Source organism: Paenibacillus macquariensis (genome assembly GCF_900156375.1).
Classification (GTDB): domain Bacteria; phylum Bacillota; class Bacilli; order Paenibacillales; family Paenibacillaceae; genus Paenibacillus_AQ; species Paenibacillus_AQ macquariensis.
Map to the genome: position 1 here is coordinate 110398 of NZ_FTNK01000013.1, position 16935 is coordinate 127332.

Below are 16935 nucleotides of genomic sequence, written 5' to 3' on the forward strand. Positions count from 1 at the left end.
CTAAGGCTTGCAACCCATAATAAAGCGCTGCTCTCACTATTTAACTACAAACCCTTAATCACAAATTCGAACTCCATTTCACCATCCGATGGAATTAGATATTCATCATGGACTGGAGCACCCCAACTATCATCTCCACCCACACCCATCTGTCTACCCGCTACGGTTACAACCGTGTAATAGACTGGCGGTAACTCATAATGATGCGCTGCATGCTCTAGCTCAAATGCTGTATACGGCGAAATGTTACATTCTACAGGTACGTCCGCATCAATTAGGATACCATGACCGAGATCATCCGTTATGCTGACTTGTCTAACACCCGTACGATTCCCTGACTCTTGAGGTTTAACATAACCTGATACGTTGTCTGATACTTCATTATGAAATACTCCGAGCTTAGCGCCATGAACACGGTCGATGTAGTTCTCCTCTGGTCCCATAGCATACCAATCTAAATGACTGTAATCCATCGGGATTTTGAAGGAAAGTGCAAAGATCGGTAATGACGGCAATCCAGCTGCACCTTGATATCGTGTCTTCACTCGCAAAGCACCATCTGAACGCACTCCGTAGGTCACCGTAACTTTAACATCGTCACTGATACTAACCGCATATGTGAACGATACTAAGACGTAATCATCTTGTTCCGTCGTCTCCACGTTAACACATTTAGGCATAAGACTAGCTGCATACCATCCACTATGCGTGAACCCTTTGCTACAACCTCTATCATTATCGGTCATCGCTCGCCAATACTCTGGATATGGAGGACGAGAGATCATCTCTCTGCCTGAATATCCAAGTGAGACCAGACTACCTTGCGCTCTAGAGAACAACATACTGAAGTTCGTTCCCTGAACACCAATATTGACGTCGCCATGAATCACTTTCAGCTTACCTGTTGTTACTTCTGGCTGTCTGTCTACCGAACCATGTTGGAATATGTTCTGGCCAAATGCAATCTCATAACCTTCTTGCGCCCAAACCATATCCTCTTTCAAGACCAGTGATGTATTAATGTAATATTCACCTGCTACATCAACAAAGTTTGCAAGATAAGGCAATGCCACATATTGTTCTGATCGTGGTGCTACATCCACTTCCATGTTTCCACGATACAGTTCGCTTCCTTCATAATTCACGCTATATTCCAACCTGTAATCATTCGCATTCTGGAATAAGCTTTCATTCACAATCGTCACACCCTTAAGTTCAGGTTGCAAACGGAAGTTCTGATATAACGCTTTAACCTCCTGCATCTTAGGAGATAGCGTACGATCAGCATATACAATGCCATCTGTACAGAAATTATAGTCTGTAGGTCGGTCTCCGAAATCACCACCATACGCTAAGAATTCCTTGCCATAGCGATCTTTTTTGAACAATGCCTGATCGATATAATCCCAGATGAATCCACCTTGATACAATGGATATTTCCTTTCAAGTTCTGTATATTTGTGCATGCCTCCAAGTGAGTTACCCATGGCATGCATGTATTCACAGCTAATGAATGGCTTCTGCGGATCATCAAGTAAATACGTCTCGATGTCAGCTGGCTTCGCATACATGCGGCTCTCCATATCACTCGTATCATTGAACCGCCGATCATGAAATATCCCTTCATAATGAACCAATCGATCCGGGTCCTTCTCTCTGAAGTATTGCGACACGTTATAGATGACTTCGCCACCATGAGACTCATTACCACAGGACCAAATCAGGATAGATGGGTGATTCTTGTCTCTTTCTACCATCGATCTGGCACGATCAAGAACGATATCTTGCCACTCTGGCCGATCTCCTGGAATGACCCACGAAGGCTCCACAGCGCCTAGCTTCTGCCATGAACCATGCGTCTCTAAGTTCATTTCGTCGATCACATAGATCCCATACTCATCACATAGTTCATACCAATCTGTCTGATTGGGATAATGCGATGTGCGTACAGCATTGATGTTATGTTGCTTTAATGTTCGAATATCCCACAACATATCTTCTTTCGTAACGGATCTACCACGTCTAGCGTTAAATTCATGGCGATTAACACCCTTCAAGGCGATTCTCTTACCGTTCAGACACATCACTTTATCTATAAGCTCGAAGACACGAAATCCTACGCGTTGTGGAATGACTTCCACTAGATTACCTGATGCATCAAGGACGTGTATAAATAGTGTGTATAAGTAAGGCTTCTCTGCACTCCATAACTGAACTCGTCCAGCATCCAAAGACACCTCTAGCGTTCTTCCTTCAACGGACGAATGAACAAGTGTTACCTGTTCTCCATCTGCATCTCTTAAATCCAGTTCTAAGGATGCTTTCACATCACTAAGAAAATCAAGTTCTACAGATAACGTTCCTTTGGAATATTCCTGATCCAGACCCGTATGAACATATAGATCTCGAACATGAATCTCCGGCACCGTGTACAAATATACATCTCTGAATATTCCTGAGAATCTCCAGAAATCTTGATCCTCTAGCCATTCCCCTGTACTCCGCTGATAAACCTCTACCGCTAGCTTATTCTCTCCCTCCACTAAGTAAGAAGAGATATCGAATTCCGATGGCGTAAAACTATCTTCGCTGTACCCTACAAACTGTCCGTTTACCCACACATAAAGGGCTGATTCCACGCCTTGAAAAGATACCATCACAGGTCTATTCTTCATGTTATCGGGTACTGAGAAATACTTCACGTAACTTCCAACCACATTATCATTCTGTGGAATGTGTGGTGGACGTAATTCTTCAACACCATCCCATGGATACATCGTGTTCGCATACTGTGGTTTCCCGTATCCTTGTAGCTGGATGTGTCCTGGAACATCAATATGATCCCATCCGGCACAGTTATAGTCTACTTTGTAGAAGTTCTGAGGTCGGCTATCTGGATGTTTAGCATAACTAAATTTCCACTCACCATTTAATGAATACCGAAGAGGCATTGCTCCTAATGTTTCCGCCTCCTCCATCGTTTCATAATATCGATGATCCGAATGTGGATCCAATCGATTCACCGCATACATATTTAAGTCCGTTAACCATTCTAATGTAGGTATATTATCCTTAATTAACATCTGAAACGCTCCCCTCAAATATACAAACAGTTGTATGTGATGGCCGCTACGATGACGGATTGTCCATCCGATTTATAGCTTCTTTATTTAACCGAGCCTGTCATACCCGCTACGAAATGCTTCTGCAATAGGAAGAACACTAACGCTGTCGGAATCGTTGCAATGACAATCGCTGTCATAATCACACCGTAATCTGGAGCATAACCCGCACCCAGATTCGAGATCAAGAGTGGCATCGTCTTCTTCTCTGGTGTCTGCAATACAATCAATGGCCACAAATAATTGTTCCAGCTCGCCATGAACGTAATAATACCTGCAGCAGCGTACGTTGTTTTCATCGTTGGCATGAATATTTTAAAGAAAATTCCAATCTCCGTTAGACCATCAATTCTACCTGCTTCAAGCATATCCTTCGGGAACATCTTTGTGCTTTGACGAAAGAAGAATATCAAGAACGCTGTCGTTACCGTCGGTAGAATAACTGCAGAAATACTGTTTATACCTATAGCAGGCGCAAAGCGCGATATATCCGCGAAGAAGCGATATAGCGGTACCATAAGTGCAGCAAATGGAATCATCATAGAGAGCAGTAAAATGTTAAATACGGCGTCTCTAGTCTTACTTCTGAATATTTCGAATCCATAACCTGCAAGTGAAGCGATAACCATCGCCAATACCGTAGTCACGATAGCAATAACAGCCGAGTTATATAGTGCTTGCAACAATTCTGTTGAATCCATTAGTTTTCTTAAATTGTCCATGAAGTAGCTACCTGGAAGAAGCTTACCTTTAGTAACATCAACTGATGGATTCGTAGAACTGATAATCATCCATAGAAAAGGAAATATAGAGACGAAGGAAACGACACTCAGAAACAAATATACAAACGTTCTTTTCATTTTAGCCATTCTTCTCACCTGCCACTTTAAACTGAATGAAGGCTAACACAATAATCATAATTACGATGGAGTAAGATACCGTTGCGGCGTAACCGAAATCCGCAGAATATTTAAATGAAAGATTATAAATGTAATGGGAAATACTCATCGTGGCGTTCCCCGGTCCACCCTTCGTAATGTTAACAATTTCATCGAAGAGTTGTAGTGTACCAATCGTTGATGTGATGGATGTAAATAAGATGATTGGCTTCATTAGTGGAATTGTTATTTTGAAAAATTGCTGGATCGATGAAGCGCCATCAATTCTAGCTGCTTCATAGATAGAATTATCAATATTCTGTAGGGAGGATAAGTAGAAGATCATGTTGTACCCTGTCCAGCGCCAAGTAATTGCGATAATAATCGTCACCTTGGCCCAGAATGGATCTGTGATCCACTCGATCGGCTGATTAATCAGATGAATATTCAATAGTAATGAGTTCACAAGGCCATCGCCTGCAAATAAATATTTAAAAATGATCGAGTATGCAACGAGCGACGTAACGCAAGGAAGGAATATCGCTGTGCGGAAAAACCCTCTGAATTTCAGCTTACTATCATTTAAAAGGACTGAAATCATCAATGCCAGAATGATCATTACAGGTACCTGTATTATCAAATAAATAAACGTATTCTTAACCGCTGTTAGAAAAGTACGATCACTGAACAACCGAATATAGTTATCCAATCCCACAAATGTTAAGTTAGCCCCTGTACCTGTTTTGAAAGATAATATGAGCGATTGAACCATCGGATAGAAATAAAAGGTAAAGATCATCACAACAGAAATGATGATAAATAACCAGCCGGTAATACCATTTCTTCTGTCTAAACTTAAGTGTGGTTTGGCTTGCTTCATACCTGTCTCACTCCTCTCTGTAGGTAATATTAAATAGAACCTTGAGTGCTGACCCGTACCCCCTTTATTGTGGCGAGGGAGCCGATCAAACCTCAAGGCTCTAGGTGGTTTATCAGGAAATGATGATTATCTAACTTGTGTTTCCGCTTGGCTCTGAGCATCCTTCAGGACACTATCAATTTCCTTACCGTTCAAATAGTTCTGCATTTCAACGGCTAAGATATCTTCAATCGCATAGGTGTGCATACCATAATTCACATTTGGAATTTTCTCTGTCCATGATGCAAAATCAGCATATATTTTTTGTCCTGAGAAGAACGGATCCTCTTGCGAATAAGCATCTCCTGTAGAAGCCGCTTTAAAGGTACTTACTACACCAATATCTTTTAGTAGTTTTTGATACAATTCAACGTTACTACCGAATGTTGAAGCTAAGAAATCAGTTGCTGTCTCTGCTCCTGGAACATTCATCACATACCATGAGCTTCCTCCAAGGCTAGAGGCATTCACAGACTTAGCATTACCCGGAAGTTTCGGGAACGAAGCTACTGCCCATTTGCCTGATTGTGAAGCTTCTTGCTTAATGGAAGGTGTAATCCAGTTCCCTATAGGAACCGTAGCTATTGTGCCTTTATTTATAGCTGCAATAAATTGACTCCAATCCGAGTGGATATTGACGATATCAGCATCCATCATTTTTTTGTAAATCATGAAGGATTCCTTCAGCGCAGCATTCGTTACAATATCCGGTGTTTTTCCATCTTCAGCTAGATACCATGAACCTGCCGACTGAATCATCGAACGGATAATCCCTAGATCATTGGGATCCAACGTGATTATTTTTTTACCTGTTTTTTCCTTTACAACTTTACCAATCTCAATGTATTGATCCCAATTCAGATTCTCCATATCTTTAGCCTTATATCCTGCTTGCTCTAAGTAGTCTGTTCTGTAGTACAACCCTGTTGCACCTGAGTCAAAAGGCACACCATATTGCTTACCATTCAGACTTGTAGGACCAAGTTTGTAATCTGCGAAATCCTCTGGCTTGATACTCCCCGACAACTCATGAAAGGCATCTGGGTAAGCACTTAGAAAGCTCTGAGCACGATAGTCTTCAATCAGTACGATATTCGGAAGACCACTTGTAGTACCCGAGTTGAGTCCAGTATTTAATTTCTGAATAATATCTGCTTGTGCGTACTCTATGATATTCACTTTCACATCAGGGTTAGTTGCACTATATACTTCTTTAGCGGCTTCTAGTGCTGCGATGTTGAATGCTGGATCCCATGCCCAGACTGTTATTTCTTTACTTTTCTCTACAGTACTTTTCCCTGCAGTCTCAACACTGCTCGTGTTGGATTCATCTGATTTCGATGAGCAGGCACTTAATACTAATACACTTGTTAGAAGAACAGCACATAACTTCTTCATTTTCATCAACCCCCGTTGAGTATTATTTTGATAACTTCTACTGAAAGCGTTTGCTTTCTATGGGATTAATCTTACCTTTTCTCTAGAATCGATCGTTAGGAATATCTTTACGATCATTTGTCAATTTTTCGCTATATTGTAATCGCTTACTTAAACGATTTGTACTTTCTTTGGTTTCTAATACTATTTTTATGTTTTGATCAACGGCAACTTTATCTTCACCCTTGTTCCATTTCCAAGTTCGCTCACAATGCTGACTCCAAATTCTTCTCCATACAACAATCTGATACGATCATGTACATTCTTAATCCCTATCCCACTGAACATTTGCCGACTCTTCTTCGTATTAAGGAAAGCATTCTCTGAAGGTAGTCCTTCGATTCCATCACCACTATCCACTACCTCACAATAAAGAGCCTGTCCGTCTGTTGACACTAGTACATGAATGTAGCCGCTACTTTTTACGTTAAAACCATGAAAAAAGGCATTCTCAATAAAAGGCTGAATGATCAGCTTCGGAACATGGTAGTCCATGCACTCGGGTGCAACGAAATAACCAACCTTAATACGGTCACCGTAACGAGCATGGTTAATAAACACGTAGTGTTTCAATATTCCGAGCTCTTGCTCCACCATAATCGTCTCGCTGACATTACTGATCGTGTTTTGCAGAACCGATATTAATGAATGAATCGTTTCCGTCGCCTTCTCCTTACTGCCTTGTTGTACTAATGTTTTGACGGATGCCAATGTATTGTACAAGAAATGCGGGTTAATCTGTCGTTGCAATGCTGCAAGCTCTGCATTCCGCTGTCCTTTTTGTGTCTCTACAAGCTTGTCCACATAATCGTGGAGCTCATCAAGCATATAATTAAACGCCTGACCGAGTTCTCTTATTTCATAACTTCCGGTCACGGTGATATGATTGCCGAATTCATTGTGTGTCACATTGGACATTTGAAGAACAAGCTTCGTTAGTGATTTACTTATTTGTCTAGTAATGAGAAATACGATCAATAATGCGATGCCTACGATAACGATACCAATGAGCGTCAATGTCTTCGCATCAATCATTTGTCCAAGGGCTATTTCTTTATCGATGGTATTCACAATATAGAAATCATACGTAGGGAGACTATCTGATATCACAATACTATCCTTACCTTGCACGCTTACATTTAAATAATCTGACGCTTCCGTATCCAATTGTTCTGCATAATCTAGCAGTTCTTGGCTCATATAGCCAATTCGATCCTTTCGATTACTCGAGACGATCATCCCATTTTTATTAAGAATGAACACATCGTTACCAAGGCTTGTGTAACTATCGAAGACATGACCGAAGTCACGCTCCTTCATGCTGATATATATCGTTCCGTAAATATAACCTGTTGAGCGATCTAATAATGCCTTGGTTGCAACAATCATCTGCTCACCCATACCATTAGTCCCCGTAATCTCTTTATAATCTTGATAGATCAGTCTCTTCGGCTCTTTATGACTATTCAGAGTAAGCGGGTGCTCATTCAGCTTCCTATCATCCATCGCCAAATAAAAGCGATCGGTCGAGTATACCCGACCATTCACTCCCGCAATCGTGATTCCCACCTCGTATGCATCTAAATTTGATTGGAGTTTCTTTACCTGCTCCTTCATGTTGAAATACGACTTCACGATGCTTAGGGAATCAACATCCCCTTGCGTCAAGAAGCTCCTCATCGCCCCGCTTTGATTGGCATTGCTTACAACCGTTACGATAGAATCATTGTATGATTCAAAACCGTTTTCAATCTGATTAAGTACTTTCGTATTCGTAATACTGAATGTTTGCATAAACAAATCCGTCGACATATGAATGCTGGTCCATGATATGGCTACAGATACTGTAATAATACTGACAACCATAACCATGAACATTTTGGTAAACAGCTTCAAATTTTTAAATCTATCGAATATAGTCCTCATCACATTCACTTCTCTTGCTTCTTATATTTTTTGCGACGATAGGAGCTTGGAGAATCTCCTGTGAATTTCTTGAACACTTTGCAAAAGTAACTGTGGTCAGAATACCCCACTCTACCACTGATTTCTGAAATGGTGATACTATCGTCATTCAATAGTTCCATAGCCTTCTCAATTCTAATTCTATTCAAGTATTCACTGAAGCCTTCGTTCATATGAGCTGAGAAATAGCTGGATAAATACGATGTGTTGAAATGGAAATACTTCGATAACTCTGCCAAGGTAAGCTGGTCTGCATAGTGTTCGTGCATGTAATCAAGAAGTTTCTGTAGACGATTGCTCTCTTTATGATCCGCAGCTGTGGTCATTAGCTTCACCTTGTCTAGAAACGACTGTAACAATCTAACCGCATCTCTTGCATACCTAGATTCATCCATTTTTTTGAAATAACTATATTTTTCTTCTTCCATGAGCGCCGTATCTATCTTCGTATTATCTAGTAACGTGATAATCACAAAAATAATGTTACTCAGAAATGACTTGAACTCGAACACATCATTCTTATACTGACCCGCAAGTACCTCAACATGCTCCTGCAAATATTCAAAAGCTGTATCCGATTGCTTACGCTTCAACTCATCGGTGAAATGATTCATATTGAACTTTATATCTATCTTAGGAACAATAGGTAACTCACTTCCGATGATAAGCGTCCGATCTGGCAAGAAGAATGAATAATCCATCATCTTCAAGAAGGATTCCTGATACACGTCCCCTAATTGATTCAAATGATGAAAAACATCCCCCATAACCCAACAGCATTCCGGCTCTTGCTTACTTATCTCTGTTGCTATCGTTCTCACTACCTCCGTGATGTTTCCCAATTCCTTATGTCCAAAATTCAACAGCACCATAAACGTCGCAGGTTCCGTTTCAATCAGATGAACCTTCGCCTTCGCATGGTCTTGAGATACATGGCGAGCTACCTCCGTTACCAAGCTAGTCTTATATGAAGCAAGCTCTTTCTGATCCTTATTGATCATATATTTCATAGAACAACCTAGTAAAAAGAAGCTATCCCATGGAAATGTATCATGAATAATACTTGTATCAACATCCGTTTCATACCCAGAAATAAGCTTATCCATAATGCTATCTACAGAAGGACTGAAGCTGCTGAAGGCAAGATTTCTACCATTCAATGACGGTATTTTATCTGCTGTTGCTCTAAGTACAGTAAGGAGACCTTCTGTCTCTAGCGTTGGCTTCAATATATAGTCAGCAACACCGCTCTGAAAAGTTGACTTCACATATTCAAACTCACTGAAACTACTAAGGACAATAATTTCAATTTCTGGAAACGTTGCCTTCAATATACGAGTGAATTCTTCTCCATCCATCACAGGCATAATAATATCGGTAATCACAATATGAGGTCTTACTAAGGACACCATTTCTAGTGCTTCCTTACCATTTCCAGCTTCTCCAACCATTTGAAAACCTTCTGTTTCCCAATTCAGAAGATGTTTGATTCCCTGTCTTACCAGATATTCATCATCTACAATCAGCACTTTACACAGATCATTCAAACATATCCCCACCCCTGTATAGGCATCTCTATGATGCTTACTTCATATTTAATCCAATCACTATTTTTGATAACGCTTTCAATATTAAACCTTATAATACCAATTCAGAGCCCATTTGAATACTCATAACGTTATATCCAAAAAAAAGAGGCCTACAGATCAACTCACTGATCGATAGGCCCCTGCTTATTTCCTTATTGTTCGCTCTCTTCTTTTTCGACATTCTCACGAATAATCTCAATTTTACGAATACGATTTTTATCTTTTTCTCGAATAATGAACGTTAGTTCGTTATATTGCCAAGCAATACCTTTGGGAAGTTCCGGATGCTGACTGTACAACCAACCTCCAATGGAATCAACTTGTTCATGTTCAATATTCACGCCGAGCTGCAAATTAATATCATCAATAGAAGTGTTCCCTTCAACGAGGTAACGATGATCCTCTATTTTTTCGATGGGCTTCTTCTCATCTGCATCGAACTCATCGCGAATCTCTCCGACGATTTCCTCCAATATATCTTCGATGGTAACTAATCCGGATGTCCCACCATACTCATCTAACAATAGAGCAATGTGTACATGCTGATCCTGCATCTTCAACAGGAGTGATTTAACAGGTAAACTTTCGGGTACCGTCATGACAGGTTGAATCAACGCGTTAAAATCAAAATCAGGCTGACTATTATCGTATTTAAGGAAGAGCTTTTTGGTATTTACGAAACCAATAATATTATCTTTACTCCCCTTAGTAATTAGAAAGCGCGTATATTGTTCTGATTTCACAATAGCTATATTCTCTTCAAGTGTATGATTCACATCCAAACACACCATATCTGTACGGGGTACCATAATCTCCCTAGCTAGTAAATCATCAAATGCAAAGATCCGACTGACGTAGCCATATTCTGTTTTGTTAATTTTTCCACTTTCATAACTTTCAGACAAAATAATTTGAATCTCTTCCTCAGAGTGCGCTTCCTCATGCTCACTAGCAGGCATGATACCAAACATTCTTACGAAAGTATTCGCTGATCCATTTAATACCCATATGAAAGGATACATGATCTTATTGAAGACAATAATAATAGGTGCCGTTAGTACTGCAATTTGTTCTGCCTTTTGAATCGCAAGCGTCTTTGGTGCAAGTTCACCCAATACAACATGTAGGAATGTTATGGACACGAAGGCGATAATAAATGCGAGAATATGTCCTGTATTTTCACCGACCCCAAGTTGTTCAAATAATGGAAATAATATCTTCTCTACTGTCGGCTCACCTAACCAACCAAGTCCTAGAGCAGTTATTGTAATACCAAGCTGACAGGCAGATAAATATCCGTCTAAATTACTTGTGACCTTCTGAACAGCAAGTGCGTTCTTCTTGCCTTCCATAACCATTTGATTCACTCTGCTAGGACGGAGTTTAATGATCGCAAACTCTGTAGCCACGAAAAAAGCGGTAAGAATAATCAGTATAGCAATCAAAAATAAATTCAGTAACATATCAAGCTCCTTCTAATTGATTATCGAACTGTTCTTATAAACAGTTCTTATGAACTTATTATATTATTTCCTTCTCTCCGTATCAAACCGCTGATAAGTGAATACGAGGTGAAATTAGACGATTTAGTCTCGTTAGCAAAGGCTGATAAGACATTATCTTTTAATATATCGTTTTGACACGACCGCAGAATCATTTTATGATGAGTTCAGATGAACTAGTCAATATAGAAAGGTGTTATTATGGAAACTCTAACATTTACCCGTAAAGCGATGTCTTCCTTATTACTCTCACTACAAATAGGGGCGACAACTTCACCACGAAGCGTCATACAAGACATTTGGAGAGAAAATCATGAGCTTGAATTGGCACAGGGTAGATCCATGTCAGCATTAATATCGACCGCATTTCCATCTATAATAGAGAAAATGATTAAGTCAGATACTCATCCTTCTTTTTCTCTTCATGATATTGTGTCCTTAGGAGCGCAAATCGAATACACCCATTTCTCCATAACCTCTGTTCAAAATTGGGTGAAGCGGGATTTCAAAGAATTCATTGGACATGCTGAAGAAGGAAAGAAGTATTCGTTGCAACAAGTTGCACTATTCTTTATCATAGAGGATCTACGATCGACCTTAGATTACGACTCCATCCGTAAGTTTTTTCAAATTATATTTCCACTGATTCAACCCCTTGATTTCTATTCCTCCTATGCTACGTTGTTCGAGGAACTTGATGAATGTTACCGCAATTACATGGGTGAACGATCAGATTTCGTGTATAAATGGGATCAGATGATTAATGAGGCAGCGAAAGATTATGTTGCCCATAAACCAGATCTCTCTGATGAACAAAGGGAAACGTTACAGAGCGCCATTCATGTAGCCTTAACTTCAGTCCATACATCCTGCTTCCAGTCTCTCTCTCGTCGCTATGTCCATGGTATGGTCTTTCTACACAATCTTCACTAACGAGGTGTTCTACAACTATGAATGATTTCTTAGAATTACTGAAATATGCCTTCTTGGGCTTAGTACAAGGCATTACCGAACCTATTCCTGTGTCATCAAGTGCTCATGTTATCATTGTACAAAAGCTATTTGGATTAGAAATTGAAGGGTTGGGCTTTGAGGTACTTGTCAATTTCGCTTCACTGTTAGCCATTCTGCTTATATACAAGAATGATTTAATACAGTTAATTAAACACGGATATCTATACCTCAAAACAAAAGAAGAACAATATAAAAAGGATTTTCACTTTATCCTATATCTTATTATTGCAACCATCCCTGCGGGGTTGATCGGATTTCTGTTCAATGATCTCATCTCAGATGTCTTTAAGGGCATGCTCACCATTGCCATCTCCCTCCTAGTTACAGGAATTGCGCTATGGTTGATCCGTAATCTACGCGGTCGAAAGAATGAAGCAGGACTCAAGCTGAAAGATGCTATCATCATCGGACTTGCTCAGACCGTTGCTTTAATACCAGGAATCAGTCGGTCAGGAGCTACGATTGTTGCCGGAATGGGACTCGGACTCAAGCAATCAACTGCGCTTAAATTCTCATTCTTTCTGTACATCCCTGTAAGTGTTGGCAGTATGATTCTTGAGGGATCGAACCTTATACATGACCCTCTAATAGGGACATTAGCTCTTCCCTATACGCTAGCCTTCCTATGCTCACTTGTTACTTCCTACTTCTCTATGAAGTGGTTCATGGGCATCATGGAGCGCGGTCAATTGAAGTACTTCTCGTGGTATTGTTTCCTATTAAGTGCCTTCATATTGATATTCATGTTATAAAATATTAATAGCATAACAAAGAGCCCTATTAGACAAATACACGGTCTAGTAGGGCTCTTTCATGTTCTTAGAATAAGTTAATGCTTGGAGACCAGTTGCTTCAGGTCTGATATCAATTGATCCAACTTTTCGTAATCTTTGACGATTGTACCTATTTTATGATCCTGCGTCTCCATACTTCCATACACTTCCTCCACCGCTGCCATGTTCTGCTGTGTCGTAGCGGCGATGTTGGTTATATCATCAGATATGCCTATCTGCCGTCCATGAAGGCGGTTCGCAGAACTACCTACGATGTTAGAATGAACCTTCACTCGATCCGCATTCTCATTAATACGCTGAATCAGTTGTTGGACGTCTATCGACACCCCACTGCTCGCTGTTACTACCGACTGTCCACGCTGTACCTGAGTATCAACTGCGTTGATTTGCTTGCGTATACCAGACAAGATCCCATCAATTTCATTAGCAGCATTGCGAGATCTGGACGCAAGCTTCCGAACTTCATTCGATACGACTGCAAACCCTTGACCATGCTCTCCGGCACGTGCAGCCTCAATGGCTGCATTAAGCGCAAGTAGATTCGTCTGTTCAGAAATGTCACTTATGGTTCCAACAATAGAACTCACGCGTTCATTCTCCTTATTCAGAAGTTCCATGATCTCCACGGTATGAACAATAATCTGTCGCACACTTTCTACTCCTGATGATAAGACTTCCATCTGGGTACTGCTCTGCTCGGTCAAAGCCGCATTATCCACGGAATATTGATGCAACTGCGTCGTTCCGTCCAGCAACTCCTTCACATCATCTTTGATAATATGAGTCGTCTCGCTTACATTCATTACATTGCCGGTCTGTCTCTCAATAGCAACCGCCATTTCTGAGAAGGTCTTAGTTACTTCCTTAGAAATGCTTCCAGTAATACGAACGTTCTCTTGCTGTCTCTTGCTGTCTCTCACTGAATTCATTCAACATCAGAATGGAAGCTTTCAATTTATCCAGAAGCGCTTCCGCCTTATGCTTAGCCACAAGCGTCTCCTCTTGCTCTTTTACCACCTGTTGCTGCAATTTTTTACTGAATTTAGCTGAGAATGCAAGAGCGGCAGTAGCAAATGCCAGATACAAGTAGATATAGACTAAGGATTCATGAGGAAACAACTGCTCTCTCAAAGAAGGAACCATGAATAGATATGTACTTACTGCTGCACCTAGAATTCCAGTAAATATGATTGGTTTATGATCTTGATATAATGTCATCATCGCTAAATTAACATAGACTAGAAAATATGTACTAATGATAGGATTTGGATCTGACACAATTAGAAAAAGTACGATTAAAGTAAATATACACACTACATAATATTTTATGTATTGAACCCCAATTTGACGATAGGTCATAAAAGTTGCCACTCCACAAGCAACGGAACCCAACCCTGCAAGCATAAGTATCATTTGAATATTTAACCCAATGGCGAAATCCGTAACGATACCAAGTGTAAGCATTCCCCACAAAATTTTAATAAATAACCGATTTCTTTTATCTAGTTCCGATAACGCCACTATATCCATGAGTATCTCATCTCTTTCTTTTCTGTAATTTTGATTAACTTATTGGGCTGTCTGCTGTATATGACTTGTTTCTTGTAGATAGATAATCCAAGGATACTGCTCTTTATTATTGTAAACCTCCTCTACATCGATAATCACTGGAACAACGTAATCACCCTTATAATATACTTTACCTCCAACCTTCTCTATAGGTACATGAAACGTAATCCGGAGAGCTCGCTGAAACACAGGTTCCATTAATGCTACATAATATTTTAATTTATTCTCCTCACCAAAAAGAACGGCTGCTGATAGTAGGTCTGCAATAAAATGCCCTCGATAATGCTTAAGTACCGCCATCTTATCAATTATTGCTACTGCTCCTTCTGCCTGAATGAGTTTCGGATGATCTGCAAAGGGAGCAATCTGATTGATCTCACTCTCGTGAATACTGTAAGGTGTAATTTCGGATGTACCTATATGCTCACCCTCTTCTGTAACGATCACAAACCGTTCCAGAACCTCTTCAGTAAAATCAAGATCATATCCTTTCTCCAGCCAGACGGTTGTCCAAATATGATTAAATCGATCTAACTCAAATTTACTCTCCACACGTTTGAACATAGCTTCTACTCCTTATAATTAGGGTATAAACAATATATGTCTATCTTCTTATCGGAATAAATTGGTAGGAAATGTAGCTACAATTCTATGTCGTTATCTTAGAAAATTCCGAACAAATTACAATCTCTCAATGGAAGCGCTATATAAATAAGACCTAAGTAAATTTCCCTAAGAACATGGAAATCACTTAGGTCTATGCTATAAATGAATGTCTCTTTACTTGAAGACTGACTTATTCATTTCGGTCCACGCTGATTGTCCTATAATCCCAATACGCCAGATCGCAATCCCTTTCAGACCGTAACGTTTAGCAAGTCCAATCTTGGCATTCACCGATTGCTCGTTCTCACTACCTAGAGATATACCTAGAATGAGTTTATCTTTACCCACTTCCTTCAAGGCCAATGTAATAGCTTCGTCTACCTTCACGAGTGGCTCCGGACTTTTCTCATCTTCAAAAGCATATCCCATAATAATCAAATCATCAGCGAGGCTCGCAAGCGTTCTATAATCATATCCCGTATAAGAACTATTTAATGGATGAAGGACGATGCTAAGCTTAAGACCTGCTTGATCTGTCTTCGAGGATAGATTCTTAATAAATGCGTTATAGTCTGAACGTGCTTTAGCTTTATCTCCGCTCCATCCTAAGCCCTCTAAATCGAGTACAACCCCTTTAAAACCTTTTTGAGAAGCGGTGTCCACGATAGCAGTAATCGTCTGATTCTGTAGTGTCATGTCTTCTAAGTTTTTGGTAAGTTCGAGGCCTCCGTCAACCGAGTAAACCATCAGATAAGGTGTCGTTCCCTGCTGATCCGTTTCCTGAATAATAGATTCCGGAGTGACGGTTCCAGCTGCTTGCGGCCATCTATACTCCTTGCCCTGCGTTGTAAACTGACCATCCTTATCGATCCGACTCCAGCCGAAGGCAACAGAATCAAATGACGAGACCATGGACCGTTCGTCAAAAGAAGACAAAGCATAAAACCCCATCGTGTATATATCTTCTTTAGGCGATGTAATGGATACTGTCTTCGTTGCTTGATTCCACGCGACAGTTGCTCCAAATTGAGAGCTAAAAAAGCTCAATGGTATCAGCGTACTACCTTGAACTGTTTGCGGAGAAGCGATTAACTTAACCACCTGACCGTCGACTACAGCATTCTTACTACCCATCGTGAGTACAACTTGTTTGGTCCCTGCTGTACCTGTCTTCGATGCTGTAATCTCCTGTTTCGCTTGATTCCACACAACCTTAACACCAAGCGCTTCAGATATCGCCCGAAACGGCACCATCGTTGTCTCATTCATAACCGTAGGCTGTACCGGAAAGGGTAGCGAATAATCGTCCAACATGATACTAACCTGACCCGACGCCGCTTGACTTGTACTGGTACTTATAGCCGTTGTGCCACTTATGGTGATGATAGAGCATAATAAAATTTGAGCGAATCTTTTCATTGTAGGTCTCCTATTCTATGAATAATTTAAATATAGTAGATCAGAAACTATCAACTCTCATTTTACCTCAATATGGTAGATTTATCTATAAAATAGGACCCTTTGCCTATATCACAGACTC

Annotated in this window: 13 protein-coding genes; 2 read left to right on the forward strand and 11 right to left on the reverse strand. The window is 40.3% G+C overall.

Going from position 1 to position 16935, the window contains the following annotated elements; genetic code table 11:
* Positions 1-44: 44 nt before the first annotated feature.
* The 7 genes from lacZ to BW961_RS20645 form a co-directional block, all read right to left on the reverse strand.
* Complete coding sequence (lacZ, locus tag BW961_RS20615; protein WP_068591422.1) at positions 45-3083, reverse strand: beta-galactosidase, LacZ type; 3039 nt, start codon at positions 3081-3083, stop codon at positions 45-47.
* Positions 3084-3166: 83 nt separating this feature from the next.
* On the reverse strand, positions 3167-3991 hold the full coding sequence (locus BW961_RS20620) for a carbohydrate ABC transporter permease (protein ID WP_068591421.1): 825 nt from the start codon (positions 3989-3991) through the stop codon (positions 3167-3169).
* Complete coding sequence (locus BW961_RS20625) at positions 3984-4880, reverse strand: carbohydrate ABC transporter permease (RefSeq protein WP_068591419.1); 897 nt, start codon at positions 4878-4880, stop codon at positions 3984-3986. Before BW961_RS20625 ends, BW961_RS20620 begins: the two co-directional genes overlap by 8 nt.
* Before the next feature lie 126 nt (positions 4881-5006).
* Positions 5007-6317 (reverse strand): ABC transporter substrate-binding protein, encoded by a 1311-nt coding sequence (locus BW961_RS20630; RefSeq protein ID WP_068591417.1) that lies wholly within the window; start codon positions 6315-6317, stop codon positions 5007-5009.
* A gap of 189 nt (positions 6318-6506) precedes the next feature.
* Complete coding sequence (locus BW961_RS20635; protein ID WP_068591595.1) at positions 6507-8282, reverse strand: cache domain-containing sensor histidine kinase; 1776 nt, start codon at positions 8280-8282, stop codon at positions 6507-6509.
* A gap of 5 nt (positions 8283-8287) precedes the next feature.
* Positions 8288-9868: a response regulator transcription factor gene (locus tag BW961_RS20640; protein ID WP_068591416.1), complete on the reverse strand. Its 1581-nt coding sequence runs from the start codon at positions 9866-9868 to the stop codon at positions 8288-8290.
* A gap of 194 nt (positions 9869-10062) precedes the next feature.
* Complete coding sequence (locus BW961_RS20645) at positions 10063-11373, reverse strand: hemolysin family protein (protein WP_068591414.1); 1311 nt, start codon at positions 11371-11373, stop codon at positions 10063-10065.
* Between the two features lie 240 nt (positions 11374-11613).
* On the opposite strand from BW961_RS20645, the gene BW961_RS20650 reads away from it, so the two are divergent.
* Positions 11614-12345, forward strand: a complete 732-nt coding sequence (locus tag BW961_RS20650) for a DUF1836 domain-containing protein (RefSeq protein ID WP_068591412.1) — start codon at positions 11614-11616, stop codon at positions 12343-12345.
* A gap of 17 nt (positions 12346-12362) precedes the next feature.
* The gene (locus BW961_RS20655) at positions 12363-13178 is read left to right on the forward strand and encodes an undecaprenyl-diphosphate phosphatase (RefSeq protein ID WP_068591410.1); all 816 of its coding nucleotides are present in this window, start codon (positions 12363-12365) and stop codon (positions 13176-13178) included.
* A gap of 77 nt (positions 13179-13255) precedes the next feature.
* On the opposite strand, the gene BW961_RS29575 is transcribed toward BW961_RS20655, so the two are convergent.
* From BW961_RS29575 to BW961_RS20670, 4 genes are all read right to left on the reverse strand, one after another.
* Positions 13256-14149, reverse strand: coding sequence for a methyl-accepting chemotaxis protein (locus tag BW961_RS29575; protein ID WP_082867674.1), 894 nt, complete (start codon positions 14147-14149; stop codon positions 13256-13258).
* The gene (locus tag BW961_RS29580) at positions 14085-14750 is read right to left on the reverse strand and encodes a DUF4077 domain-containing protein (protein WP_082867673.1); all 666 of its coding nucleotides are present in this window, start codon (positions 14748-14750) and stop codon (positions 14085-14087) included. The genes BW961_RS29575 and BW961_RS29580 overlap by 65 nt, the downstream gene beginning before the upstream one ends.
* Positions 14751-14789: 39 nt before the next feature.
* The gene (locus BW961_RS20665; RefSeq protein ID WP_068591408.1) at positions 14790-15353 is read right to left on the reverse strand and encodes a hypothetical protein; all 564 of its coding nucleotides are present in this window, start codon (positions 15351-15353) and stop codon (positions 14790-14792) included.
* A gap of 216 nt (positions 15354-15569) precedes the next feature.
* Entirely contained in the window at positions 15570-16814 is a 1245-nt protein-coding gene (locus BW961_RS20670; protein ID WP_068591406.1) for a stalk domain-containing protein, read from the reverse strand.
* Between the last annotated feature and the right edge of the window lie 121 nt (positions 16815-16935).

Bases quoted from the DNA above. Each gene is read 5' to 3' on its own strand.
- lacZ (WP_068591422.1), bottom strand. From the start codon at position 3,083: ATGTTAATTAAGGATAATATACCTACATTAGAATGGTTAACGGACTTA.
- BW961_RS20620 (WP_068591421.1), bottom strand. From the start codon at position 3,991: ATGGCTAAAATGAAAAGAACGTTTGTATATTTGTTTCTGAGTGTCGTT.
- BW961_RS20625 (WP_068591419.1), bottom strand. From the start codon at position 4,880: ATGAAGCAAGCCAAACCACACTTAAGTTTAGACAGAAGAAATGGTATT.
- BW961_RS20630 (WP_068591417.1), bottom strand. From the start codon at position 6,317: ATGAAGAAGTTATGTGCTGTTCTTCTAACAAGTGTATTAGTATTAAGT.
- BW961_RS20635 (WP_068591595.1), bottom strand. From the start codon at position 8,282: ATGAGGACTATATTCGATAGATTTAAAAATTTGAAGCTGTTTACCAAA.
- BW961_RS20645 (WP_068591414.1), bottom strand. From the start codon at position 11,373: ATGTTACTGAATTTATTTTTGATTGCTATACTGATTATTCTTACCGCT.
- BW961_RS20650 (WP_068591412.1), top strand. From the start codon at position 11,614: ATGGAAACTCTAACATTTACCCGTAAAGCGATGTCTTCCTTATTACTC.
- BW961_RS20655 (WP_068591410.1), top strand. From the start codon at position 12,363: ATGAATGATTTCTTAGAATTACTGAAATATGCCTTCTTGGGCTTAGTA.
- BW961_RS29575 (WP_082867674.1), bottom strand. From the start codon at position 14,149: ATGAATTCAGTGAGAGACAGCAAGAGACAGCAAGAGAACGTTCGTATT.
- BW961_RS29580 (WP_082867673.1), bottom strand. From the start codon at position 14,750: ATGGATATAGTGGCGTTATCGGAACTAGATAAAAGAAATCGGTTATTT.
- BW961_RS20665 (WP_068591408.1), bottom strand. From the start codon at position 15,353: ATGTTCAAACGTGTGGAGAGTAAATTTGAGTTAGATCGATTTAATCAT.
- BW961_RS20670 (WP_068591406.1), bottom strand. From the start codon at position 16,814: ATGAAAAGATTCGCTCAAATTTTATTATGCTCTATCATCACCATAAGT.